The organism is Actinoplanes rectilineatus, assembly GCF_000962825.1.
Lineage (GTDB): Bacteria > Actinomycetota > Actinomycetes > Mycobacteriales > Micromonosporaceae > Actinoplanes > Actinoplanes rectilineatus.
In genome coordinates this window covers 1-25,228 of the sequence record NZ_JZKF01000016.1, presented here as the reverse complement: position 1 = coordinate 25,228, position 25,228 = coordinate 1, and the positions used below count along the sequence as shown (strand labels likewise).

Here is a 25,228-nt window from a genome sequence, read left to right as displayed (position 1 = left end):
GGACCTCCTCGACCAGATCGTCCCGACTGCCGGTCAAACCCTCGCCCCTTCCTCCTGCCCCGCGTAGCAGGGGAACCGCCGGATGAGCCCGGACACCTCCTCCGCCACCTCCGCGAGGCGACTCGTGCCGCCCATGGTGTCCGGATCACTGCGCACCGCGGCGCCGACCAGCGCCGCGATCCGCCGCATCTCGTCCTCCCGCATGCCCTGCGAGGTGACGCTCGGCGTGCCGACCCGGATGCCGGAGGCCACCGCCGCCCTCTCCGGGTCGTACGGGATCGCGGCTTTGTTGATCGCGATCCCGGCCCGGGCGCAGCGCGCCTCCGCATCCCGGCCGTGGACGCCCAGCCCGCGCAGATCGAGAACGGCGAGATGGGTGTCCGTGCCGCCGGTGACGGGACGCATCCCCTCCCCGGCCAGACCGTCGGCCAGCGCCCGCGCATTGCGGACGGTCTGCAGAGCGTACCCCCGGAAGGCCGGTGTCCCCGCCTCGCGCAGGGCGACCGCCTTCGCCGCGACGGCGTGCATCATCGGACCGCCCTGTGCGAACGGGAAGACCGCCTTGTCGATCCGCTTGGCCAGGTCGGCCCGGCACAGGATCATGCCGCCCCGGGGGCCGCGCAGCGCCTTGTGCGTGGTGCAGGTGACCACATCGGCGAACGGGACCGGCGACGGGATGGCCCGGCCGGCCACCAGGCCGATGAAGTGCGCCGCGTCGACCAGGAGGTAGGCACCCACCTCGTCGGCGATCTCCCGGAACCGGGCGAAGTCGATCAAGCGTGGGTAGCAGGTCGCGCCGCAGATGATCAGTTTCGGGCGGTGGGCGAGGGCGAGATCACGGACCTCGTCGTAGTCGATCTCCTCGGTGTCCCGGGCGACGTGGTAGCCGATCGGATGGAACCACTTGCCGGAGAAGTTGGCCCGGCTGCCGTGGGTCAGATGACCGCCGTGCGGCAGGCCCATCGCCAGCACCGGATCGCCCGGTTCGGCCAGTGCCGCGTACGCCGCCAGATTGGCCGAGGCCCCGGAGTGTGGCTGGACGTTGGCGTGCTCGGCGCCGAACAGTTCCCGGGCCCGGTCGACCGCCAGTTCCTCGGCCCGGTCGACCTGCTCGCAGCCGCCGTAGTAACGCTGCCCGGGGTAACCCTCGGCGTACTTGTTGGCCAGGGTCGAACCGAGCGCGGCGAGCACCGCCGGCGAGGTGAAACTCTCGCTCGCGACCAGATGCAGGGTCTCCCGCTGCCGGGTCAGCTCGCCGAGCAGCACGGCGGCGATGTCCGGATCGGCGCGCTCCAGCGCGGCGAAATCCGGGCCCCAGAAGGTGCCCATCAGGCCTCCCGCGTTCTTCGGCCGTACCGCATCCCCCGCCGGAAACGAGCATATGGCTTCGCACCCGGGGTCGGCGGGCACAGTCTCGAGTACGGGACGACATCGGTCTCCCGATACGGAAGGGGTTCACTCTGATGCGTTGCCTGGTCACCGGCGCGACCGGTTACATCGGGGGCCGCCTCGCCCCGCGTCTGCTCGAGGCCGGCCACGACGTCCGCTGTCTGGCCCGCAGCGCCGGCCGGCTGCGGGACGTGCCGTGGGCCGACCGGGTCGAGATCGTCGAGGGCGACCTGTTGAAACCGGACACGCTCCGCGCCGCGATGGAGGGTGTCGACGTCGCGTACTTCCTGGTCCACTCGCTCGGCCAGCGGGACTTCGAGCGCCGCGATCGGGACGCGGCACACCATTTCGCGGACGCCGCCCGCGCCGCCGGGGTGAAGCGGATCGTCTACCTGGGCGGTCCCGAGCCGGATGCCGGCGACCGGCCCTCGCCGCACCTGCGGTCCCGTTCCGAGGTGGCGCACATCCTGCTGGACAGCGGGGTACCCACCGCGGTGCTGCGCGCCCCGGTGATCATCGGTTCCGGGTCGGCGTCGTTCGAGATGCTCCGCCACCTCACCGAACGGCTGCCCGCCATGATCACGCCGCGCTGGGTGCACAACCGGATCCAGCCGATCGCCGTCCGCGACGTGCTGCGGTACCTGGTCGGGGCGGCCGGGCTGCCCGCCGGGGTGAACCGCGGTTTCGACATCGGCGGCGCCGACGTGCTCACCTACGCCGACATGATGCGCCGGTACGCCCGCGTCGCCGGACTCCCGCCGCGGATCATCGTGCCCACCCGGGTCCTCAGCCCGTGGCTCTCCGCGCACTGGGTCGGCGTGATCACCCCGGTGCCCAGCGGTATCGCCCGCCCGCTGGTCGCCAGCCTGGTGCACGAGGCGGTGGCCCGGGAGAACGACATCGCCGACCTGATCGACGGGCCGGTCCTCGGTTTCGACGAGGCGGTCCGCCTGGCCCTCGGCCGGATCCGCGACGCCGACGTGGAGACCCGCTGGTCCAGCGCGCTGGGCCGGGACACCGCCGCCGATCCGCTGCCCAGCGACCCGGACTGGGCCGGCGCCAGCGTCTACATCGACGAGCGCTGCCGGGAGGTGCCGGTCTCCCCGGACCGGCTGTGGCACGTCGTCGAGGGGATCGGCGGCGAGAACGGCTGGTACTCGTTCCCGCTGGCCTGGTCGGTGCGCGGCTGGCTGGACCGGCTGGTCGGCGGCGTCGGCCTGCGGCGCGGCCGCCGGGACCGGCACCGGCTGCGGGTCGGCGAGGCCCTCGACTGGTGGCGCGTCGAGGAGATCACGCCGGGGTCGCTGCTGCGGCTGCGCGCCGAGATGCGGGTGCCCGGGCGGGCCTGGCTGGAGATGACCGTCGTCCCGGACGAGGCGGGCGGCAGCGTCTACCGGCAGCGCGCGATCTTCCTGCCCCGGGGACTGGCCGGACATCTGTACTGGGCGTCGGTGCTGCCGTTCCACGGGATCGTCTTCAACGGGATGGCCCGCAACATCACCCGGTCCGCCGAGTCGGCGCCGAACGAACCGGTCGGCGCGCACTCCGGGTGACCCGGCAAGGGGCCGCGGCCGCCGGACGGCTGGGACCGGGCAGGCGGCCGCGCTCGGGGCCACCACTGGCGGCCTTCGACGCGTACCCCCTGAGGGTTTCAGACGGCAGTGGCGCGCGAGAGACGATCTCGCACGGCCAACCACTCCTCGGAGCCGGGTGGGGACTGGATCAGGATCGTGCTGACGCCCGCGTCGTCGAGGCGGTGCAGGGCCGCGTAGAGATCGGCGGCGTATTCCCGCGGATCGGCGGAGAGGATCTCCAGCTTCGCGGCCCCGCCCTGGTAGGGGGCCTTCTCGTGGGTCAGCACCCCGGCATCCGGCGGAAGATCGGAAAGATCCGAGACATCGGGTACGAGCACCGCCCGCGCCCGTGGCGCGTAGTGCCGCCGGCTCATCCCCGGAGACGGCCGGGCGGTCCCGTCGGCCGTCGCGGACGACGGCAGACCGATCGTGCCGGTGACGTCACGGAGTTCCCGCAGGCCCAGCGCCCCGGGACGCAGCAGCACCGGCACCGGATCGGTCAGGTCGACGACGGTCGACTCGATGCCCCAGGCGCACGGGCCGCCGTCCAGGATCAACGGCACGTCGGGCAGGCTGCGCCGGACGTGCTCGGCGGTGGTCGGCGAGATGCTCTCCGACCGGTTCGCACTGGGCGCGGCGAGCGGCAGACCGCACTCCCGCAGCAGACGCAGCGCCACGTCGTGGGCGGGCACCCGGACCGCGACGGTGTCGTTCGCCGCGCCGATGCCGGGCAGGTGCCGGGCCCGCCGGACGACCATGGTGAGCGGGCCGGGCCAGAACCGGGCCGCCAGTTCGTCGGCGGCCGCGGGCCAGACGTCGGCCAGCGCGCGGGCCGCGGCCACGTCGGCGACGTGCACGATCAGCGGGTTCCACGACGGGCGCTGTTTCAGGCGGTAGATCTCGGCGACCGCGGACTCGGTGAACGCGTCGGCGCCGAGCCCGTAGACGGTCTCGGTGGGGAACGCGACCACCGAACCGGCCCGGAGGATCTCGGCGGCGCGCCGCAGACCCTCCTCGTCCGGCCGGCGGACGACGGTCACGGCAGCAGCAGGACGGCGAACGGGACGGTGCTGTCCTCGATCTCGTCGCCGACCCGCTGGAAGGTCTGGTCGCCGCGGCCCCACGGGTCGTCCAGGTCGTCGCCGGCCTGGGGCGCGTCGGCGCCGCGCAGCCGGGCGATCTCCTCGACGATGGCGGTGCCGCGGGCGTGCACCTCGTCGGGTTTGACCCCGGCGGGCGGCAGGGCCGCGGCGTCGACCCCGGCGAGCAGACGGCCGAACTCCCCCAGCACGAACGTGCGGGCGGCGGCGTCCGGCCGCAGGGCGACCACATAGTCGAACTGGTCGGCGGTCGCGGTCAGGATCAGATCGGCGTCGTCGAGGAAGTCGCCGCGCAGCTTGCGGGCCAGGAAACCGTCGTCGGAGCCGCCGCGGGCGCGGACCTGCCGGGCAGCCGGCGGGTTCATCTCCTCGCCCTCGTGCCAGCCACCGGTGCCGGCGCTCACACTGCGCAGCAGCTGCTCGCCGTCGACGTCACCGGACCGGTCGCGGACGGCGCGGGCCAGCAGGCGCTCGGCCATCGGGGACCGGCAGATGTTGCCCATGCAGACGTGCAGAACGGTGAACGGCGCCACGTCAGGCCTGCCCGTCGACGATGTCGGACACGACGTCCCGGAGTTTCTCCAGCGGGATGGCGCCGGCTCGCAACAACCGGGGCACGTCACCGGTCACGTCGACGATGGTGCTCGGCGCCGGGTCGGCGGCCGGGCCGGCCTCCAGGTAGACGCGCACCGCATACTCCAGTTGGTCGCGGGCCTCGTCGGCGGTGACCGGCGCGGGCGAGCCGACCTTGTTGGCGGTGGTGACCGCCATCGGGCCGACCTCGCGCAGCACCTCGAGGGCGACCGGGTGCAGCGGCATCCGGACCGCGATGGTGCCGCCGGTGTCGCCGAGATCCCATCGCAGGCTGGGCGAATGCTCCACGATGATGGTCAGCGCGCCCGGCCAGAACGCGTCGGCCAGTTCGCGGGCCGCGCGGGGCAGCGAGTAGACCAGACCGTCCAGGGTGTGCCGGGAACCGACGAGCACCGGGGGCGGCACCCGGCGGTCCGACCCGCGGGCGTGGTGCAGCTGGGTGATCGCGTGCGGGGTGAAGGCGTCCGCGCCGACCCCGTAGACGGTGTCGGTCGGCATCACCACCAGCTCGCCGCTCTTGGCCGCCTCGACGGCCGCGGCGATGCCACGGTCCCGGTCCGCCACGGTGGCGCAGTCGTAGAGCATCACGAGATGCAGTCTGCCATGCGCCTTTCCGCTGCCCTAGACGCGGCGGGCGGTCGCGTAGCGGGGACGGCCGGTGAGATCGTCGTGGGCCGTCACCTCGGTGAACCGGCCGTCCGCGCGGAGCAGGCCGGGCACCGCCGTGCCGTGCACGTCGTCGTGTTCGATACCGACCACTCCACCCGGTTTGAGCAGTTCGGCGGCGCGGTCGATCACCGGACGGATGACGTCCAGCCCGTCGTCGCCGCCGAACACCGCCTCGGCCGGGTCGTGGTCGGACACCTCGGGCGGGACGGGCGTGTCGTCCGGGACGTACGGCGGGTTGCACAGCAGCACATCGACCGCACCGTGCAGTTCGGACAGCAGCCCCGGCGCGGTGACGTCCGCCTCGACGACCTCGACCGCCGCGAAGCCGGCCGCGTTGCGCCGCAGGTAGGCCAGCGCCGCCGGCGACCGCTCCACCGCGATCACCCGGCCGGCCGCGCTCTCGTCGGCGACCGACAGGGCGATCGCCCCGCTGCCGCTGCACAGGTCGACCACGACCGACCCCGGGGCGGCGTGCTCGATCCCCCACCCGGCCAGCAGCTCGGTCTCCGGGCGCGGCACGAACACCCCGTCGCCCACCTCGAGTTCCAGGTGCCGGAAGGCGGCCGTGCCGAGCAGGTGCTGCAACGGGATCCGGCGGGCCCGGTCAGCGACCAGCGAGCGGAAGCGGTCCAGCTCGGCGGAGCGGATCGTGTCGATGAGCAGCAGGCGCCCGCGCGACACGCCGAGCACGTGCGCGGCCAACAACTCCGCATCGACCCGGGGTGATTCCACCCCGGACGCCGCGAGATCCGCGACGGCGGCCGCCAGCGCGGGGCTCAGGCGAGTACGGGGGTGTTCGTCAGGCTGCATCACGGCATAATCATGGGACGTCGCGAACGCTGGGGACCGGCCGGGTGACCCGGCGACGCGCCGAGGCCGTGGGAGGCGCCGGGTGGGTTGGTTGGACCAGCTCGCGGAACACGTCGAGGATCTGCGGCGGGCCGAGCAACTGCAGCAGAACGGGCAGTCCGCGCAGGCACTACCGATCCTCGATGCGGTGCTGGCTGCCACCGACGATCCGCCGACCCGCGCATACGCGCTCGTCCAGCGGTTCGGCGCACTGATCAATCTCGGCCGTGTCGCCGAGCTGGCCACCGCGATGACGGCCGCCTCCGCCGCGGTGCGGGAGGTGCCGGACCCCTACCTGCGCGGTCAGATGCACGCGTTCGCGGCGCTCGGCGCCCACCTGCAGAACAATCTGGACCGTGGCGTCACCCACCTGGTGCAGGCCTCCCGGGCACTCGCCGCCGTCCCGGACCGGGACACCGAGACCGCCTGGGGCTGGCACGACCTGGCCATGGCCTACTCCTACCTGGGTTTCCACGGGCAGGCGCTGACCGCGATCGAGCAGGCCCGCGAGGTGGGGGCCAGCGTCGGCATCACGCCCGAGGTCTTCGCCGCGCCCGGCATCCGGCTGCGCAACGCCGTCGCCCTCGACCACCAGGGCGACACCGACGGCTGCCTGCGGGTGCTGCGCGACATCGACGCCGAGTTGTCCCGCTACGTCGCCATCGACCAGCTGCGGCCGAGCAGCCGGGCCGTCTACGGCTACGCCCTGGCCCGGCGGGCCGCGCTGGGCGAGCCCACCGAGGCCGACGCGGCCCGCTGGCTGACCGGCGGCGGCGACAGCGTCCGCACCCGTGACCTGCGGCATCTCGGCTCGGTCTGCCTGACCATCGCGGCCGGCAAACCGGAACGCGCACTGGCCCTGCTGGAGGCCGTCGCGGTGTCGGCCCAGGTCCTCGGCGCCCCCGAACCGGCCCGGCTGCGCAGCATCTGCCACGCCGCCGCGGGCGACCACGCCGCGGCGCACCTCGCCGACCGTTACGCGTTCCGCCTCGCCGCCCAGCGCATCGACCAGCTGCGCGACGGCTACCTCGACGGGGTGGCCGCCCGGCTGGACGCGCAGGAGACACACCGCGACCCGCACCGCTACGGCGACGAGTCGATGGTCGACCCGCTCACCGGCCTGCCCAACCGCCGCCAGCTGGAACGCTACGTCGACACCCTGCTGTCGCGGGGCGAACGGGCCGCGGTCGGCGTCTGCGACGTGGTCGGTTTCACCACGGTCAACACCCGGCACGGCCGGCACCTGGGCGACCTGGTGCTGCAGCGGATCGCCGGGGTGCTGCACCGGGTGATGCGCCGCGGTGACTTCGTGGCCCGGTTCGCCGGCGACGAGTTCGTGCTGGTCCTGCCGGGCGCCGGGCCGAACCAGGCGGCCGAGGTGGCCCGCCGGATCGGGGCGGCCGCCACCTCGGAGAACTGGCAGGCCCTGGTCCCGGGCACCCCGATCGGCCTGGCGGCCGGCTGGTCCGAGGTGGGCGCCAACGGGCGGGGCCTCAGCGCCGCCCTGGCCTCCGCGGCGGCGAGCCGGAAGCCGACGTAGATGACGCTGATCGACCTCGGCGAGCCGGGTGCCGGCCCGGACGGTCGGATCAGAGCGGACCCCCAGGGGGTACGCCGTGCCGGCGTCACCCTGGTCGCGGCGCTCACCCTGCTCGGCTGCACCGGTTCGGTCCGGCCGGGCCAGCCCGGGGTGCGTCCGCTGTGGAGTGCCGTGTTCCAGGACGGTGACGGACTCGAACTGGCCGGCGACACCGCCTACCTGCTGCGCGGGCGGGACGGCGCGGACACCGAACTGATCGTCTACGACCTGGCCACCGGCGCCGAACGGTGGCGCTGGAACACCACGGACACCGTCGGCTTCCAGCAGACCCGGGACGACGCCGGCCTGCTGATGCTCGGCCTCTACCCGCAGGACGGCACCGCGGTCACGGTCGCGCTGCGCACCGACAGCGGCGCGGAGGCGTGGCGGATCAGCGGCGACATCGTGCCGGCCGACTTCGCCGACCCCGGCATGCTGATCACCGAGGACGGGCGGCTGCGGCTGATCGACGTGGCCGACGGCCGGACCCTCTGGACACGGACCGAGGCGTCCACGGACGTGGTGGTGGGCGACCACCGGGTGGTCACCACCGACACCCGCGGAGACGTGACGGTGCTGCGCTACGCCGACGCCGCGGTCCTGACGAGGCGGCGGATCCCCGCACTGGCCACCGATCCGGCCGCCAACCGGTACGTGATGCTGACCGCCGAGCAGGGGCTGCTGCTGGCGTACCACGACGCCGGGAACGGCACCGTGTCCAGCGTCTACGACCTGGACAGCCTGGAGGAGGTCCGGGCGATCGACGCCGGCGACGGTCCGCTCTCCGGGTGCGGGACGGTGCTGTGCGCGTTCACCAGGTCGGGCCTGGCGGCGTACGACCCGGGCACCGGCCGGCGGCTCTGGTCCGACCCGGAGGCGAACGGCTGGTCCGGGCTGAGCGTCGACCGCATCCTGCTCGACGACGACAGCGGGACGGCGCACACGCTCGTGGACAGCCGCACGGGAAGGCGACTGGTGGAGAACCTGCGCGGCCGGCCGGTGGACGACGAGAACGCCGGCTCCCGGGTGCTGCTGCTGCGGCCGATCACCGATCTCCAGGACCGGGTGGCGGTGACCCGGCTGGACATGGTCAGCGGCCGCCACGTCACCCTCGGGGCGCTGGCCGTGACACCGGCGCTGCAACGCTGCCGGACCGTACCCGGCTATCTGGTCTGCGAGGGTCTGGGCCGGCTGGACGTGGCGGCGGTGCCCTCGTGACCGTCATCGAGCTGGGCGAGATCGGTGAGGCCGGGGAACGCCGGTCCGGGTCCGGCCCGCGGGCGTCCCGGCGTCTGCTGACCGCCGGGGTGGTGCTGTTGTGTGCGCTGGGGCTCGGCGCGTCGGCCGGCTCGGCCGAGCCGGCCACGGTCCGTGAGGTCTGGTCGGCGCCGATGCAGCCGGACGACTGGGTGGTGGCCCGCGACGACGGCCTCTTCGCGTACACCACCGTCGACGGCCGGGCGCGGCTGACCGCGTACGAGACGGCCACCGGCACGGTCCGGTGGGCCCGCGACTATCCGGAACCGCTGACCTGGCTCTCCGGGGAGCGCAGCGGCCTGCTGCTGGCACCGGAGGACGAGCAGGTGCACACCGTCAGATACGACGACGGCTCGGTCGGCAGCCTGATGTTCGCCGCCGCGACCCGGGCCCTGGATCCGCGGACCGGGGCCGACCTGTGGCGGCAGAAAGGCGATGTCCAGCCGTCCGGCACCGGTGGGCTCCTGCTGGCCGACCGGGACGAGACGGGTGGTCTGGAGAAGCTCCGGCGGATCGATCCGCGCAGCGGCTCGATCCTCTGGGAACGTGACCTCGGCGGCTCCCAGGTGCTGGCGGCCGGCAGCGAGCACATCGTCACCGGCGACCGCCGGGGACGGCTGCGGCTGCTGCGCTACGCGGACGGCTCGGTGCTCTCCGAGCGGACGGTGCCGTGGCAGGCCAGCCTCCCGGGCGACAGCCGCGACACGGTCCTCCTGCTGCACGGGGGCCTGCTGGTGGTCGGGCAGATGCGGTCGGCCGACGGTGTGCTCACCGGGTACCGCCCGGACACCCTGGAGAAGGTCTGGGAGACGCCGAGCGGTCCGGTCGGGTTCCTCGCCGGCTGCGGGCCGGTGATCTGCGTCGACGCCGGTGACGCCCTGCTGGGGCTGGACGGCGCCACCGGGCGGTCCCGGTGGGTTCGCGAGCGGCTCCACCTGGCCTTCACGATCGGCCCGGACCGGGTGCTGGCCTCGACCGCCTCGGCCCCGCGCACCGAGCAGGTCCTGCTGGACACGGCCACCGGCCGGCGGATCGGTGGGCCGGCTCCGGGCTACCCGCTGGGCCTGGAACTGGAGAAGGCCGACCGGCTGGTGCTGTTCCACAAGGTGGTCGGCGCGACGGCCCCGCTCAGTGTGATCAGCGTCCTGGACACGATCACCGGGCGGTATGTCCGGGCCGGCATCCTCGAGTCGGTCGAGCAGGGCGTGTGCAACGCCGCCGGGCGGCACCTGGTCTGCGACCGCGACGACCGCCTGGTGGTGCTGGCGGTCGGCGACTAGGACCTGGTCGTCGCCTACGCCTTGCCGGCCAGCCGGGCCTGCCGGTCGGCGGCGGCCAGCGCGTCCAGCACACCGTCCAGTTCCCCGCCGAGCACCAGATCGAGGTTGTACGCCGTGTACCCCACCCGGTGGTCGGTGATCCGGTTCTGCGGGAAGTTGTAGGTGCGGACCCGCTCCGAACGGTCGACCGTGCGGACCTGCGCCTTGCGGGCGTCACCGGCCGCCGCGTCCGCCGCCTCCTGTGCCTGGGCCAGCAGCCGGGACCGCAGGATGCGCATCGCGGCCTCCTTGTTCTGCAGCTGGCTCTTCTCGTTCTGGCAGCTGGCCACGGTGCCGGTGGGCAGGTGGGTGATCCGGACCGCGGAGTCGGTGGTGTTGACCGACTGGCCGCCCGGGCCGGACGAGCGGTACACGTCGATGCGCAGGTCACCGGGCTCGATCTGGACCTCGACGTCCTCGGCCTCCGGCAGCACCAGCACGCCGGCCGCGGAGGTGTGGATGCGGCCCTGCGACTCGGTGACGGGCACCCGCTGTACGCGGTGCACGCCGCCCTCCCACTTCATCCGGGACCAGACGCCGTGGCCGCCCTCCGGCGCGCCCTTCGTCTTGACCGCGAAGGAGATGTCCTTGACGCCGCCGAGGTCCGACTCCTGCGAGTCGATCACCTCGACCACCCAGCCGCGGCGTTCCGCGTACCGGGTGTACATCCGCAGCAGGTCGCCGGCGAAGAGCGCGGACTCCTGGCCGCCCTCGCCCGCCTTGATCTCGATGATCACGTCTTTGGCGTCGCTCGGGTCGCGCGGGATGAGCATCTCGCCGAGCTTCTCCTCGAGCGCGGGCAGCACCGCCGCGACCGCCTCGACCTCGGAGGCGAACGCCGGGTCCTCGGCTGCCAGCTCCTTGGCGGCGGCCAGGTCGGCGCGGGCCGACTCCAGCTCGGTGTGTGCGGCGTACAGCGGCGCGAGCTCGGCGAACCGGCGGCCGACCCGCCGGACCAGCGCCTGGTCGGTGTGGATCGAGGGGTCCTCCATCCGCTTCTCCAGGTCGGCGTACTCGTCGAGAAGCATGGTCAGACGGTCGGTGCTCATCGAATTTCCCCCAGCGGCGACACGGACGCGGACACACGCGAACGGCGCCCGTCCCGAGAGCCGGGACGGGCGCCGTTGAAGCGGTTACTTCTTCTTCGCGGCGTTGACCTTCGCGTACTTCGCCTGGAACTTCGCCACCCGGCCCGCGGTGTCGAGGACGCGCTGCTTGCCGGTGTAGAACGGGTGGCAGGCGCTGCAGGTCTCGACGCGGATCTCGTCGCCCTTGGCGGTGCTACGGGTGGTGAAGGTGCTGCCGCAGGAGCAGATCACGTTGGTGGTCGTGTACTCCGGGTGGATGCCGCTCTTCATGTCTTCTCGGTCCCTCTCGATGATCGGGTCGCCGGGTCGCCGTTCTTCCACGATTGGCGTGAACCGGAACCCCTACTGGCCGATGTATCAGTCTGCCATGACCTCCGTACCCGACGGAAATCAGGCGGCGCAACTGGATACGCCCTGGATAACGTGAGCACCCCTTCCGGAATTCCCGCAGAGAACAGGCACCGTGATGACCCTGCTCCACGACGTCCTCGATCCGGCCGAACTCGCCGCCGCCATCGACGGAGGCCTGGTCAGGGTGCAGCGCCATCCCACCCTCGACCTGCGGATCCACAACTACACCGAAGCCTGCCAGTACGCCGCGGCCTGGACGCCGGTGACGCTGGCCTGCCGCGGTCTGATCGTGGACGCGGACGGCCGGGTGCTGGCACGCCCGTTCCCCAAGTTCTTCAACCACACCGAGGGGCACGCTCCGGTGCTCGATCCGGGCGCCGCGGTCAGCGTGACCGACAAGGCGGACGGCAGCCTCGGGGTGATCTACCACGACGGCTCCGGCTACGCCGTCGCCACCCGGGGGTCCTTCGCGTCGGCTCAGGCCGTTCATGCCACCGACCTTCTGCGTACGCGTTATGCGCAGTTCCGTCCGCCGGCCGGCCTGACCGTGCTCGTGGAGATCATCTATCCGGACAACCGGATCGTCGTGGACTACCGCGGACTCGACGATCTGGTGCTGCTCGGGGCGGTCGACATCGCCACCGGCCGCTCGTACGGGCCGTCCGCGGTGCCCGGCTGGCCGGGACCGGTCGTCGAGTCGTTCGCCTACGCGACCCTCGCCGAGGCGCTGGCCGCCGAGCCCCGTGCCGGGCGGGAGGGCCTGGTGGTGCACTTCACCGAGGCCGACCAGCGCGTGAAGATCAAGTACGCGGACTACGTACGGTTGCACCGTCTGGTCACCGGCCTCACGCCGCGGACCGTGTGGGAGATCCTCGCCGCCGGCGGCGACCTGGACGACCTGATCGCCCCGCTGCCGGACGAGTTCCACCGGTGGGTCCTCGGCATCGCCGCCGAGCTGACCGCCCTCGTGGACGCCCGTGCCGCCGCGGTCGAGGCCGCCTACGAGAAGATCGTCGCCACCCTCCCGCAGGGCTGGGGACGCAAGGAGTTCGCCGCCGAGGCGCTGCGCACCGATTTCCGGGGCGAGCTCTTCCTGCGGCTCGACGGCAAGGACTACCGTCCCGGCCTGTGGCAGCGTGCGCGGCCGGCCGGTGACGGCAGCATGGGGGAGAACGAGGAATGACGCGACTGCTGATCACCCGGGGGCTGCCCGCCTCCGGCAAGACCACGTTCGCCCGCAAACTGCAGCCGGACGTGCTCCGGGTCAACCGGGACGACCTGCGGCGCATGCTGCACGGTCGGCGCCTCTTCACCCAGGCGGCCGAGGCGCAGGTCACGCACGCACAGCGGTCGTCGGTCGAGGCCCTGCTGCGGGCGCACGCCAGCGTCATCGTCGACGACACCAACCTGCGCGCCAAGACGGTCCGCGAGTGGGCCGAGATGGCCGCCCGGTTCAACGCGTCGTTCGAGGTGCACGACTTCACCGACGTGCCGGTGGACGAGTGCGTCCGGCGCGACGCGGAGCGGCCGGAGGACGACCGGGTCGGCGAGGACCCGATCCGCCGCATGCACCAGCGCTACCTGGCCGGCAAGAACCTGCCGCTGCCGATCCCGTTCGTGGACCGGGGCGGTCCGGGCGTGGTCTACGAGGCCGACGAGTCGCTGCCGCCGGTGGTACTGGTCGACATCGACGGCACCGTCGCGCTGATGGGCGACCGCAGCCCGTACGAATGGTCCCGGGTCGGTGAGGACTCGCCGAACCCGGCGGTGATCGCCGCCGTCCGGGCCATGCACGCCGCCGGCCACGCGATCGTGTTCTGCTCCGGGCGGGACGCGGCCTGCCGTGCGGAGACCGAGGCCTGGCTGGAGCTGTTCGTGGGGGTGCCCTACGAGGCGCTGTTCATGCGGCCGGAGGGCGACAGCCGCAAGGACTCGATCGTCAAGCGCGAGATCTTCGACGAGCAGATCCGTGATCGTTGGCGGGTCGTGGGGGTGTTCGACGACCGCCGGCAGGTGGTACGTATGTGGCGATCGCTGGGCCTGACCGTGTTCCAGGTGGCGGAGGGTGATTTCTAGGTGAAGTACCCGCGGACGTTCCACCTGCCGGACTCCCCCGGCGCCTCGGGCGACGACCGGATCCAGCCGGATCTGTCGTGGCTCGACGGCGAACTGGTGGTGACCGAGAAGATGGACGGCGGGAACCTCACCTTCACCCGGGACTCGATGTACGCCCGGTCGCTCGACTCCGGCACCCACCCGTGGGACCGGCCGGCCAAGGCGTTGTGGGCGATGACGGCGTACCGGATCCCGGATCAGTGGCGGGTCTGCGGCGAGTCCATGTGGGCCCGCCGCAGCGTCGCCTACGCCGACCTACCCGGCGTCTTCCTGGTCTTCGGCATCTGGGACGAGACGGACACCCTGCTGGGCTGGGACGACACCGTCGACTGGGCCCGGCGCCTGGAGTTGCCGATGGTGCCGGTGCTCTACCGCGGCGGCAGCATCACCGAGGCCCGGACGGCCTGGTCCGCGCAGCGCGACGACGACACCTCGGAGGGCTTCGTCATCCGGGCCGCCGGCCGGATCACGGCCGCCGACTTCGACCGCAAGGTGCTCAAATGGGTGCGCCCCGGTCACGTCCGCACCGAGGCGTCCTGGCGGCACCGGGACGACTTCCCGCTCAACGAGTTCGCTTGAGCTCCTCCTCGCTGCGCAGCACACAGAACTCGTTGCCCTCCGGGTCCTGGAACACCACCCAGCCGGTGCCGTCCGGCTGACGCAGGTCGGCGACCGGTTTGCCGCCCAGCCCGATCACCCGTTCGACCTCGGCGTCCCGGGTGCCGTCGGCCGGCCGCAGGTCGAAGTGGAGGCGGTTCCATTCCGCGCCCTTGGGTTCGGCCACCTCGATGAAGAGCACCTTGTGCCGCCCGTCCCGCGACATGATCAGGCATTCCTCGTGGCCCGGCTCGTTGGGATCCGCCGGGTCGTCGACGTAGTCCAGCAGTTGCCGCCACCACTCGCTCAGCGCGTAGGCATCGGTGGCGTTCACGGTCGTGTGTGAGATGAACGACGTCATCCGCTCAACCTAGGACACCCCTGGGCCAGGCGCGCGGCCTCGTCGTCCAGATAGAACGCCGGGCGCAGGTCCATCTCCTGGTAGTAACGGTGGAAGACCCCGGTGATGCCGCCGGACATCGGCGGGACGATCCAGGTCCAGTCGGCCGGCACCGGACGGCCGGCCCGCTCCTCGTTGCGCAGGTGCGTGAGGAACCGCTGCGACTCGGTGTGGTGGTCGGACATCTTCACCCCGGCCCGCTCGAAGCTGTGCAGCACCGCCCGGTTCAGCTCGACCAGGGCGCGGTCCCGCCACAGCGTCGACTCCCGGCTGGTGTCCAGCTCCATCCGGGCGGCCAGCAGCGGCAGCATGTCGTACCGGTCGCCGTCGGCCAGATTGCGCGCACCCAGCTCGGTGCCCATGTACCAGCCGTTGAACGGGGCCAGCGGGTAGTGCACCCCGCCGATGGTGAGCCGCATGTTCGCGATCGCCGGCACGGCATGCCAGCGCAGGCCCAGTTCGGCGAACCAGGCGTACTCGGGATGGGTCAGCGGCACCTCACGGACGGCGCGTTCCGGGAGTTCGTACAGCCGGACGCCCTCGGCGGGGGTCTCGATGACCAGGGGCAGGACGTCGAAGGCCTCGCCCTTGCCGCGCCAGCCACAGGCGTGGACCGCCGCGGTGAGCGCCTGCTGGCGGGGGTCGCCGATCGTCTGCCCGGCGTCGGTGCGGTACCCGGCATAGCGAATCAACTGCTCGTTCCAGACCTTGGCGTACGGCAGGCCGGGCTGAGCGGCGGCGAAAACGCTGATCACCGGGCGGATCGCGGTGTCGCCCGCGGCCCGCAGATGCCCGACGAGGAGCGAGAAGATCTCATCGGCGGTACGGGCCCGGCGCCGGTCCAGCACCAGCAGGCTGCGCCAGTAGAGCCGTCCGATGCAGCGGCTCGCGTTGCGCCACGCCATCCGGGCGCCGTGCGTCAGCTCCTCGGTGGTGTGCACGTAGGTGCCGGTGGCGGCGATCTGCGCGCGGACTATCGCCAGCCGCGGCTCCACCGGCCCGAGCCGGGGGTTCTCGGTGTAGCAGCGGCGCAGGAAGTCCTCGGCCTCCTCGGGATCGGCCGGCGCATCGCGGTCCCAGGGTTCGGTGGGCTGGTCCCGGTAGCCGGGCACGGTCATCGAGCGCCTCCGAGGTAGCGAATGGATACCGGAGGTTCGCACGACCCCGTACGGGGCGAATCAGACAAGTTGTGCGACAAAAGCGACGCAGCCCACCCGATCGGGTGGGCTGCGTCGCTTTTGCGTGGTTACTCGCCAGGAGTGGACTTGGCGATCTGCATCAGGAACTCGATGTTGGTACGCGTCTGCTTGAGACGGTCCATCAGCAGGTCCAGAGCAGCGCCCGACTCCAGCGAACTGAGCACCTTGCGGAGCTTGTGGATGATCGCCAGCTCCTCCTTGCCCAGAAGGATCTCTTCCTTACGGGTGCTGGAGGCGGAGACGTCCACGGCCGGGAAGATGCGCTTGTCAGCGATCTTGCGGTCGAGCTTGAGCTCGGCGTTGCCTGTGCCCTTGAACTCCTCGAAGATGACCGTGTCCATCATCGACCCGGTCTCCACCAGCGCGGTCGCGAGGATGGTGAGCGAGCCACCGTTCTCGATGTTGCGCGCCGCGCCGAGGAAGCGCTTCGGCGGGTACAACGCGGTCGAGTCGATACCACCCGACATGATCCGGCCGGAGGCCGGCGCGGCCAGGTTGTACGACCGGCCGAGACGCGTCACCGAGTCGAGCAGCACGACCACGTCGTGGCCCAGCTCGACCAGCCGCTTGGCCCGCTCGATGGCGAGCTCGGCGACCGTGGTGTGGTCCTGCGGCGGACGGTCGAACGTGGCCGCGATGACCTCGCCCTTCACCGTGCGCTGCATGTCGGTGACCTCTTCGGGCCGCTCGTCCACCAGCACCACCATCAGGTGGCACTCCGGGTTGTTGTGCGTGATGGCGTTGGCCAGGGCCTGCAGCACCATCGTCTTACCGGCCTTCGGCGGGGAGACGATGAGCGCGCGCTGGCCCTTACCGATCGGCATCACCAGGTCGATGATGCGGGTGGTGAGGATGTGCGGCTCGGTCTCCAGCCGCAGACGCTCCTGCGGGTAGAGCGGCGTGAGCTTGTAGAACTCGGGACGCCGGCGGGCCTCGTCGGGCTCCATCCCGTTGATGGTGTCCAGACGGACCAGCGGGTTGTACTTGTCCCGGCGCTGCTCGCCACCGGTGTCCCGCGGGGCGGACCGCACCGCGCCGGTGACCGCGTCACCGCGGCGCAGACCGTACTTCTTGACCTGCGACATGGACACGTAGACGTCGTTCGGGCCGGAGAGGTAACCGGTGGTCCGCACGAACGCGTAGTTGTCCAGCACGTCCAGGATGCCGGCGACCGGGACGAGAACCTCGTCCTCGGACACGTGCGGCTCCCGGCCGCCACCGTCGCGGCGGTTGTCGTCGCGCTGGTTGTCGTCGCGGTCCCGGCCACGGCGGCGGTCACGGAACCGGCTGCGCCGGCTCCGGCGGCCGGCGTCGTCGTCGCCGTCGTCGTCGTGGCCCTGGTCGGCGCGCGGACCACGGTCGCCGCGGTCGCCGCGGTCCCCCCGATCGCCGCGGTCACCACGGTCGTCGTTGCGGTCGCGCTGACCGTCACGCTGGTTGCGCTGCCGGTCCCGGTTGCGCTCGCCGCGCTCCGGGCGGTCGCCCCGCTCGGGGCGCTCGGCACGCTCGACCGGCTCGGTGGCCGGGGCCTCGGGGGTGGAGGTCGCGGCGGGGGCCGCCGCTGCGGCGCCGGCGGGCGCGGCCTCCACACTCTCGGCGGGCGCGGTCTCCCGCGTGCTCTGCCGGGAGCCACGCTCACGGCGGCTCCGGGACGGACGCTCCGCCGCCGGAGCGGCAGGCTGCTCGGCCGGGGCGGCAGGGGCCGTGACGGCCGGGGCGGCTGCGGTCTGCGGCGCGGGGGTGGTCTCCGCCGGGGCGGCCTTGACCGGTGCGGCCTGCGCCGGGGCGGGAGCCGTGGTGACGGTCTCGGAGCTGTTGGAGCGCGGACGCGGGGCCGTCTCGGCCGGGGCGGAGCCGCCGCTCTGACGCTCGGAGATCGCGGTGATCAGCTCACCCTTGCGCATCCGGGCGGTACCGGAGATGCCGAGGGAGGCGGCGAGGCTCTGCAGCTCGGGCAGCAGCATCGCGGAGAGCCCGGTGCCGCCACGGCGGCGCTTCGTGGCAGTCGCGGTGGTGCCTGCGCCGTCAGCGACGTCAGAAACACCCGACGTCACGTCGGTGGTGTCGCTCAATGGATTCCTTCCGTCGGAAAAAACCGAGATCACCCGGAACTGCAGCCTGGGCCGGGTGCCCTCGGAACCCGCTTCGCAGCAGCGGCGCGGGAGTTCGTGCAGCACGGCAGCTCGACCGGTATCCCTGCCCGTCAGGGCTTGACGGGTAGGTCTCGGCGATTGCAGCGATTATCAACTGCTGCCCGGCGTGTGCCTTGATGAGAGTTGAGACAGGCCATGAAGGCCCAGAAATCTCGGGGGTGCGCCGAACCGCAGAGATCGCTTGCTTCGCGGCTGTGCTAGGTCTTGAGCGTAGTCAACTCGTGCGACCTGCGGCAACAGGGCCCCGCTCGGCGTGTTCCACCATACCCCCTTTCACACGAGCACCGGCGTCATCCACGCCCAGCACTTCGCCGCGCCACTGCGCACCCGCTGCGAAATCGGCCGGGACCTCGGACAACGCCAGCACGGTGGGACCCGCGCCGCTGATCACCGCGGCCACCCCGGCAGCCCGCAGCGCCGCCACGAGGGCCGCCGATTCGGGCATCCCGGCGGCACGGTAACCCTGGTGGAGCCGATCCTCGGTGGCCGGGAACAGCAGGGACGGGTCCCGGGTGAGGGCGTGCACCAGCAGCGCGCCCCGGCCGGTGTTGAAGGCCGCGTCGGCGTGCGGCACCTCGGCCGGCAACGCGGCCCGGGCGGTCGCGGTGTACCCGCGCTCGGCGGGGACGAACACCGTCGGCCGCACGCCGTCGGCCGGCGACAGGCGTACCGCCCGGGAACCGGTCTCCTCGGTCCAGGCGATGGTGAAACCGCCCAGCAGGCAGGGCGCGACGTTGTCCGGGTGCCCCTCGAGCCGGCCCGCGATGCGCAGCGCGGCCGCGTCGTCGAGCAGCTCCAGACCACCCCGGACCAGGCCACGGGCCAGTTGTACGCCGCCGACGATGGCCGCCGACGAACTGCCCAGCCCGCGCGCCTGCGGGATCCGGTTGACGCACTCGACCGCCAGGCCGGGCGGACGCTGCCCCAGCTCGTCGAAGGTCGCCAGCATCGAACGGATCACCAGGTGATCGGCGCCGGTCGGCAACTCCCCCGCACCCTGACCGGTGACGGTCACCGAGAATTCGCCGTCGGTCACCCGCGCGGTCAGATCGTCGTAGAGCGTCAGCGCGAGACCCAGCGCATCGAAGCCGGGCCCGAGATTGGCGCTGGTCGCCGGAGTGCTGACCGAGACCGGTTCAGTGACGAAGGACAGACCCATCGCCACATGCTATGGGGTGATCATCTCAACCGAAGCGCCCCGCCCCTGGTAATCCCGCATGTCGAATCGACGACGCTCCGGATTCATGCCTTTTCACTCGCGACGGGGGTGCCCGCCGTCCACCGGGTCACGATCCACCAGCCGACCGCGTAGACCATGGTGATCGAGGCGCAGGTGGCGATCACCACCGACGGGTCGACGTGGTCGATCACCGCGCCGGCGCCCAGCTGACTGATGGCGATCGCCAGCGTCGCCAGCATCATGTCGGTGGCGAACACCCGGCCGCGCAGCTCGTCCGGCACCTCACCCTGCAGCGCGTAGTTCGACAGCACCCAGTTGCTGCCACCGGCGAAGTGCGCGACGAAGACCAGCACCAGCACCGCCGGGAACCACGGGACGAACGCCACGCCGAGGTAGCCGACGCCGTACAGGCCCATCGACAGGGCCAGCGCGGTCAGCAGCCAGCGCGGCCGGTCCAGCACCGGCCGCATCACCATCGGCCCGATCAGCGCACCCGCGCCCCGCAGCGCGAAGAGCAGGCCGGCCCCGATCGCGCCGGCCCCGTGCGCCGCCGCGATCAGCGGGAAGACTGTCAGCACGCCGTTACCCAGGCCGACCGCGGACTTCACCGTGACCAGGGCCCGCAGCCGGGGCCGGGCGCCGATGTAGCGCAACGCCTCGAGCAGGGCGTGCATGGTCGGCTGCGGTGCCCCGCCGGCGCGCGGCGCCTGCAACGGGCGCCGGATCAGGCCGGTCAGCAGGCTTCCGGCCAGGAGCAGGACCGCGGTCACCGCGAAGCAGACGTACGGCCCGGCGGCGCTGCTGACCACGCCGCCCAGGGAGGCGCCGACCACCGTCATCGTCCCCCAGGCCGACCCGGCGACGGCGTTGGCGGCCGGCCGGTCCACCGGGTCCACCACGTTGGGCAGGGCGGCCGAGGCGGCCGGCGAGTAGAACGCCTTCGCCACCGCCATCGCGCCGACCGCGACCAGGGCCAGCGGCGCCGTCGCCGCGGACCGCACCGCGAACAGCAGCAGCACCGCGGCGAACGAGGCGAAATTGGCCAGCACCAGGATCCGGCGCCGGTCCAGCCGATCGGCGATGGTGCCGGTGAACGGCAGGAGCAGCGCGGTGATCCCGGTGTCGGCGGCGAGCACCAGAGCGCCCCAGGCGCCACTGCCGGTCAGTTCCGGCAGGAGCACCAACAGCGGGACCATGACGAACCAGTCCGCGCCGAAGACCACGAGTTCAGCCGCGAAAAGGCGACGGAAATCACGATTGCGGGTAAGGACCGAAAGGGTGGGTGGCACCTGGCGACTTTACGTGGTCCCCGGACACGGCGATGCCCGGCCGCGAAGGACCGGGCATCGCTGATCATCAGGTGGTCACTCCTGCTTCTTCGGCATCTTCAGCACCTCGAACTGGTCGGTGTAACCGCGCAGTGCCCCGCCGTCCTTCACCGCGGAGTCGTCCGGCACGGTCACCGGCTCCTCCTCGGCCGGCGCCTCGTCCCCGGCCGGCTCCGGGGCGGCCTTGCCGGCCCGCTTCGCCGCCCGCTTGGCCCGCGACTTCTCCTTGCGGTTCTCGACCAGGGTGTAGAGCGTCGGCACCAGCACCAGGGTCAGCAGCGTGGAGCTGACCAGACCGCCGATCACCACGATGGCCAGCGGCTGCGAGATGAAGCCGCCCTCGCCGGTGAGGCCGAGCGCCATCGGGATCAGGGCGAAGATGGTCGCGATGGCGGTCATCAGGATCGGGCGCAGCCGGTGCCGGCCACCCTCGATCACCGCCTCCTGCACACCCATGCCCGCGGCCCGGTAGTGGTTGATCAGGTCCAGCAGCACGATGGCGTTCGTCACCACGATGCCGACCAGCATCAGCACACCGATCAACGCCGGAACGCCGAGCGGGGTGCCGGTGAGCAGCAGCAGGCCGATCGCGCCGGTCGCCGCGAACGGGATCGACACCAGCAGGATCACCGGCTGCAGCAGGCTGCCGAAGGTCGCCACCATGATCACGAAGACGATCGCGATGGCGGCCAGCACGGCCAGGCCGAGCTGCTCGAACGCCTCCTGCTGGTCGGCACTGACACCACCGACGGTGTAGTCGGCGCCGGCCGGAAGGCTGATGGCCTCGAGCTTCTTCGTCAGGTCGGCGTTGACCGCGGACAGGTTGGAACCGGTCACCGTGCCGGTGACGGTCGCGGTGCGGTCGCCGTCGACCCGGTTCACCGTCGCCGGGCCGGCCACCTCCTCGACGTCGGCGACCTGGTCCAGCGGGACGACGCCCTTGGCGGTGGTCAGCGGCAGGGCCCGGACCGCGGCGGCGTCGGCCGGCGCGGTGCCGAACGAGATCACCACGTCCTGGGTGGAGCCGTCCACCGCGATCTGCCCGGCCGGGGCGGACCGGAACATCGAAGCGACCGTCTGACCGATCTGAGCCTCGGTGAGACCCGCCGCCGCGGCGGCCTTGCGGTCCACCACCACCTGCAGTCGCGGCACGCTGGTGGACAGCGTGGTGTCCACGTCGGTGACCCCGCCGATCCCGGCCATCGCGGCCCGCACCTGCTCGGTGGCGTCGGCGAGCACGTCGGTGTCCGCGGCGTTCACCTGGACGGAGAGGCCGCTGCTGCCGACACCGGAGCTCTCCTGACCGATCTTGATCTCACCGGCGTCGGTCAGCTTCGCGAACTCGTCCCGCAGATCGCCGGTGATCTTCTCAACGTCGGCGTCCTCGTCGAGAGCCACGTTGAAGCTGGCCGTGCCACCACCGCCACCACCGGCGAACGGGTTGGCCGAGTTGCCGCCGACCGTCACCTGGTACGTCTTGACGCCCTCCCGCGAGGCGAGCAGGCTCTCCACCTTCTTGGCCGCCGCGTCGGTGGCCGCCAGACTGGCGCCGGCCGGCAGCTCCTGGCTGATCGTCAGGCTGTCCTGCCCCGACTCGTCCAGGAAGTTGGTCTCCAGCCGGGTGGACAGGGCGAACGTACCCATCAGGACGGCGATGCCGATCAGCACCGTGGTCCACCGCTTGGTGGTGGCGAACCGGATCACCGGCAGATAGCCGCGCTGCAGCGGGCTGCGCAGCTCCTTCTCCTCCGCGGCCTTGCGGACCGCCTCGCTGTCGGCGCCCGCGGCCGGCGGCTTGAGGAACCAGTACGCCAGCACCGGCACGATGGTCAGCGCCACGAACAGCGAGGCCAGCAGCGCCACCGTGACGGTGATCGCGAAGGACGAGAAGATCTGCCCGACCAGGCCGCCGACCAGAGCGATCGGGGCGAAGACGGCCACCGTCGTCAGGGTGGAGGCGAGCACCGCCCCGGCCACCTCACGGACCGCGCCGAGGATGGCGTGCACCTTCTCCTCGCCGTACTCCAGATGGCGTTTGATGTTCTCCAGCACGACGATCGAGTCGTCCACCACCCGGCCGACCGCGATGGTGAGCGCGCCGAGGGTGAGCAGGTTGAGGGTGTAGTCACCGATCCACAACGCGATCAGCGCGACCAGCACCGACAGCGGGATGGAGACCGCGGTGACCAGGGTCGACCGGATGCTGAGCAGGAAGACCAGGATCACCACGACGGCCATCAGCAGGCCGAGCAGGCCCTCGGTGGTCAGGCTCTCGATGGACCGCTCCACGTACGGCGCCTGGTCGGTGATCACGGTGAGGGTGGCGCCGGAGGACTCCTCCAGGCTCGCCAGGATGTCCCGGACCTCGTGCGAGATCTCCACCGGGTTGCCGTCCGGGCGTGCGGTGACCGCGATGCCGAGGCTGTTCACCCCATCGGTGCGGGTGTACGACTCGGCGGCCGGCAGCTTGCTCTCCACGCTCGCCACGTCACCGAGACGCACCGGGCCCTTCGAGCCGGTCAGGTAGACGCCCTCGAGCTGCTCGACGGTGGTGATCGGGGTGCCGACCTGCACGGTCAGCGACTGCTCCCCCTCGGTCACCGCGCCGGCCGGGATCGACACGCCGTTGGCCTGCAGCACGCTGGTCAGCGACGCCGGGCTGACACCCGCCGCACCGAACTTCGCCAGGTCGGGGGTGATCACGACCTGCTCGGCGCGGGCGCCGGTGACCTGGGTGTCCCGGACGCCGACGATGGCGTTGAGCTCCGGCACCACGGTCTCGTTGAGGCGCCGCAGCAGGTCGCTCTCGTCCGAACCGCCGGTGGCGGCGAGCACGATCGCCGGGATGTCGTCGGTGCCGCCGGCGAACACCTGCGGGTCGACGCCCTCCGGCAGCTGCGCCTGGATCCGGTTGAGCGAGGTGGTCACCTGGTTGACCGCGGACTCGATGTCCGTGCCGAACTCGAACATCACCACCACGCTGGAGGCGTTCTCCCGCGAGGTCGACGTGACCGTGTCGATGCCGTCGATGCCCTTGACGGCGTCCTCGATCGGCTTGGTGACCTGCTCCTCGACCGTCTCCGGCGACGCGCCGGGCAGCACCGCGCTGACGAACGCCGCGGGCAGCTCGATCGACGGGAAGAGCTGCTGCTTGAGTGAGGGGATCGCGTAGAGGCCGAACGCACTGATCACGACGGCGATCAGTGCGACCAGACCTCGGTTGGCAAGGCTGAGCCGTGTCAGACCGGACATGGGAACTCCCCCGATGAAAGTTCGGTTGATACTGATAGTTTGCCTGACGCGAACAAATGGTTTTTGACCGGGGCCTCCTGGTAGCGTCCGTCATCAGCTGGCAGCACACACGCCATCAACACGTCACAAAAGGAGCAGGCGCTGAGCCAGAAAGAGAAGCTCATCGCAGACATCATGGGCGCGCAGATCAGGCTCGAGCACCTGTTCGCCGACGATCGGTCGGACCCGCTCTTCTCCTCGCACCTGACGATGTCGCAACTCAAGATCATGCTGCTGCTCTCCCGCAACGGCGCCCTCGCCGGAAGCGAACTGGCCCGCATGGTCGGCGTCGGCGCGGCCGCACTGACCGGCATGATCGACCGCCTGGTCGTGCAGGACCTGGTGACCCGCACGGAAGACCTCCAGGACCGCCGGGTGCGCCGCATCGGCCTCACCAGAGCGGGCACGGAGCTCATCGAGGGAATCATCACCGCCGGCGCGGAGAAACAGCGCGTCCTCCTCAGCCGGCTCTCAGCCGAGGAGTTGGAGATCGTCGCTCAGGCGATGGAGTTGCTGATCCGCGAGGCGCTGGCCACGGACTTCCCGTCACCCTCTCCTTAGGGTACGAGTGAGAGCGCCCGCCGACGCCCGCTCCACCGTCTGACGCAGCTCGGCGGCCCCGGCCCGATCCACGGCGCCCGACACGATCCGCACTTCCCGGCGGCTCCGTGGCGCCCGGCGGCTCCGTGGCGCCCAACCGCTCCGTGACGCCCGGCGGCTCCGTGACGCCCCGCTCGATCCGATCCGCGTTGCCCAGCCGTCGTCAGCGGTTCCCGCAGCCCGGCAAAACCGCCGCGGACGACGGCCGCCCACCCCGAGCCGTCGTCAACGGCTCCCTCAGCCCGGCAAAACCGCCGCAGACAACGGCCGCCCACCCCGAGCCGTCCACCACAGCACGCCCAAGCCCACCGAACAGCCCCCAACAACGGCCGGGCACCCGCAGCCGTCCACCACGGCACGCTCAAGCCTGCCAGACAACACTCAACCAACGGGCTGCAAGACCCCGGCCGTCGGTCACGGCGCACATGCGAACGCGGGACAGCACTGAACGACGGGCGAACCCACGCAGCCGTCGTCCAAGGCACCTCTACGGGCGCGGCTAGTGTCCTGCGCCGGAAATTCGGTCACAAAATCTGGCGATTGATTCGAGGATCTCCTCGGCGGTCTTGGTCCAGATGAACGGGCGCGGGTTGGCG

General features: G+C 71.9%; 21 protein-coding genes. 8 read left to right on the top strand and 13 right to left on the bottom strand.

Going from position 1 to position 25,228, the window contains the following annotated elements; all coding sequences use genetic code 11:
- Positions 1-33 precede the first annotated feature (33 nt).
- Positions 34-1,329 carry a serine hydroxymethyltransferase gene (locus WH85_RS14700; RefSeq protein WP_045742413.1) on the bottom strand — a complete coding sequence of 432 codons (1,296 nt, stop codon included), beginning with the start codon at positions 1,327-1,329 and terminating at the stop codon, positions 34-36.
- Between the two features lie 134 nt (positions 1,330-1,463).
- Between WH85_RS14700 and WH85_RS14695 the strand changes: the two genes are divergently transcribed.
- On the top strand, positions 1,464-2,942 hold the full coding sequence (locus WH85_RS14695) for an SDR family oxidoreductase (RefSeq protein WP_045742412.1): 1,479 nt from the start codon (positions 1,464-1,466) through the stop codon (positions 2,940-2,942).
- Positions 2,943-3,040: 98 nt separating this feature from the next.
- Here the strand turns inward: WH85_RS14695 and WH85_RS14690 are convergent, their stop codons facing one another.
- From WH85_RS14690 to prmC, 4 genes are read right to left on the bottom strand one after another with little or no spacing between them, the layout of a single operon-like run.
- Complete coding sequence (locus tag WH85_RS14690) at positions 3,041-4,003, bottom strand: L-threonylcarbamoyladenylate synthase (protein WP_045742411.1); 963 nt, start codon at positions 4,001-4,003, stop codon at positions 3,041-3,043.
- Complete coding sequence (locus WH85_RS14685) at positions 4,000-4,596, bottom strand: arsenate reductase/protein-tyrosine-phosphatase family protein (RefSeq protein ID WP_045742410.1); 597 nt, start codon at positions 4,594-4,596, stop codon at positions 4,000-4,002. The genes WH85_RS14690 and WH85_RS14685 overlap by 4 nt, the downstream gene beginning before the upstream one ends.
- Position 4,597: 1 nt before the next feature.
- Positions 4,598-5,242 carry an L-threonylcarbamoyladenylate synthase gene (locus WH85_RS14680; protein WP_045742409.1) on the bottom strand — a complete coding sequence of 215 codons (645 nt, stop codon included), beginning with the start codon at positions 5,240-5,242 and terminating at the stop codon, positions 4,598-4,600.
- A 36-nt stretch (positions 5,243-5,278) separates the two neighbouring features.
- Positions 5,279-6,136 (bottom strand): peptide chain release factor N(5)-glutamine methyltransferase, encoded by an 858-nt coding sequence (prmC, locus tag WH85_RS14675; RefSeq protein ID WP_083449015.1) that lies wholly within the window; start codon positions 6,134-6,136, stop codon positions 5,279-5,281.
- 82 nt (positions 6,137-6,218) lie between these two features.
- Between prmC and WH85_RS14670 the strand changes: the two genes are divergently transcribed.
- The 3 genes from WH85_RS14670 to WH85_RS14660 are packed head-to-tail and all read left to right on the top strand — an operon-like array spanning position 6,219 to position 10,291.
- The gene (locus WH85_RS14670; RefSeq protein ID WP_045742408.1) at positions 6,219-7,715 is read left to right on the top strand and encodes a GGDEF domain-containing protein; all 1,497 of its coding nucleotides are present in this window, start codon (positions 6,219-6,221) and stop codon (positions 7,713-7,715) included.
- A complete protein-coding gene (locus WH85_RS14665) occupies positions 7,716-8,972 on the top strand; it encodes an outer membrane protein assembly factor BamB family protein (protein ID WP_045742407.1) in 1,257 nt (418 codons plus the stop codon).
- Complete coding sequence (locus WH85_RS14660) at positions 8,969-10,291, top strand: outer membrane protein assembly factor BamB family protein (protein ID WP_045742406.1); 1,323 nt, start codon at positions 8,969-8,971, stop codon at positions 10,289-10,291. The genes WH85_RS14665 and WH85_RS14660 overlap by 4 nt, the downstream gene beginning before the upstream one ends.
- Before the next feature lie 14 nt (positions 10,292-10,305).
- Here WH85_RS14660 and prfA read toward each other — a convergent pair whose 3' ends face one another.
- Both prfA and rpmE read right to left on the bottom strand, forming a co-directional pair.
- Positions 10,306-11,379, bottom strand: a complete 1,074-nt coding sequence (prfA, locus tag WH85_RS14655; RefSeq protein ID WP_045742405.1) for a peptide chain release factor 1 — start codon at positions 11,377-11,379, stop codon at positions 10,306-10,308.
- An 84-nt stretch (positions 11,380-11,463) separates the two neighbouring features.
- Positions 11,464-11,688: a 50S ribosomal protein L31 gene (rpmE, locus tag WH85_RS14650; RefSeq protein ID WP_045742404.1), complete on the bottom strand. Its 225-nt coding sequence runs from the start codon at positions 11,686-11,688 to the stop codon at positions 11,464-11,466.
- 196 nt (positions 11,689-11,884) lie between these two features.
- Between rpmE and WH85_RS14645 the strand changes: the two genes are divergently transcribed.
- Genes WH85_RS14645 through WH85_RS14635 form a run of 3 tightly spaced genes read left to right on the top strand, consistent with a single transcriptional unit; the run spans position 11,885 to position 14,463 of the window.
- Positions 11,885-12,952, top strand: a complete 1,068-nt coding sequence (locus tag WH85_RS14645) for an RNA ligase (RefSeq protein ID WP_045742403.1) — start codon at positions 11,885-11,887, stop codon at positions 12,950-12,952.
- Positions 12,949-13,845, top strand: coding sequence for a phosphatase domain-containing protein (locus tag WH85_RS14640; protein WP_045742402.1), 897 nt, complete (start codon positions 12,949-12,951; stop codon positions 13,843-13,845). The genes WH85_RS14645 and WH85_RS14640 overlap by 4 nt, the downstream gene beginning before the upstream one ends.
- Positions 13,846-14,463 (top strand): RNA ligase family protein, encoded by a 618-nt coding sequence (locus WH85_RS14635; protein ID WP_045742401.1) that lies wholly within the window; start codon positions 13,846-13,848, stop codon positions 14,461-14,463.
- Here the strand turns inward: WH85_RS14635 and WH85_RS14630 are convergent.
- The 6 genes from WH85_RS14630 to WH85_RS14605 form a co-directional block, all read right to left on the bottom strand.
- Positions 14,447-14,842, bottom strand: a complete 396-nt coding sequence (locus WH85_RS14630; protein ID WP_045742400.1) for a VOC family protein — start codon at positions 14,840-14,842, stop codon at positions 14,447-14,449. The genes WH85_RS14635 and WH85_RS14630 overlap by 17 nt on opposite strands.
- Positions 14,839-15,999, bottom strand: a complete 1,161-nt coding sequence (locus tag WH85_RS14625; protein WP_045742399.1) for a nitric oxide synthase oxygenase — start codon at positions 15,997-15,999, stop codon at positions 14,839-14,841. The genes WH85_RS14630 and WH85_RS14625 overlap by 4 nt, the downstream gene beginning before the upstream one ends.
- A gap of 128 nt (positions 16,000-16,127) precedes the next feature.
- Positions 16,128-18,152, bottom strand: a complete 2,025-nt coding sequence (gene rho, locus WH85_RS14620) for a transcription termination factor Rho (RefSeq protein ID WP_045742398.1) — start codon at positions 18,150-18,152, stop codon at positions 16,128-16,130.
- Positions 18,153-18,447: 295 nt separating this feature from the next.
- A complete protein-coding gene (gene thrB, locus WH85_RS14615) occupies positions 18,448-19,392 on the bottom strand; it encodes a homoserine kinase (RefSeq protein ID WP_045742397.1) in 945 nt (314 codons plus the stop codon).
- An 83-nt stretch (positions 19,393-19,475) separates the two neighbouring features.
- Positions 19,476-20,702, bottom strand: a complete 1,227-nt coding sequence (locus tag WH85_RS14610) for an MFS transporter (protein WP_045742396.1) — start codon at positions 20,700-20,702, stop codon at positions 19,476-19,478.
- Positions 20,703-20,777: 75 nt separating this feature from the next.
- Positions 20,778-23,993, bottom strand: a complete 3,216-nt coding sequence (locus WH85_RS14605; protein WP_045742395.1) for an efflux RND transporter permease subunit — start codon at positions 23,991-23,993, stop codon at positions 20,778-20,780.
- Positions 23,994-24,167: 174 nt separating this feature from the next.
- Between WH85_RS14605 and WH85_RS14600 the strand changes: the two genes are divergently transcribed.
- On the top strand, positions 24,168-24,593 hold the full coding sequence (locus WH85_RS14600; RefSeq protein ID WP_045742394.1) for a MarR family transcriptional regulator: 426 nt from the start codon (positions 24,168-24,170) through the stop codon (positions 24,591-24,593).
- The last annotated feature ends 635 nt before the right edge of the window (positions 24,594-25,228 follow it).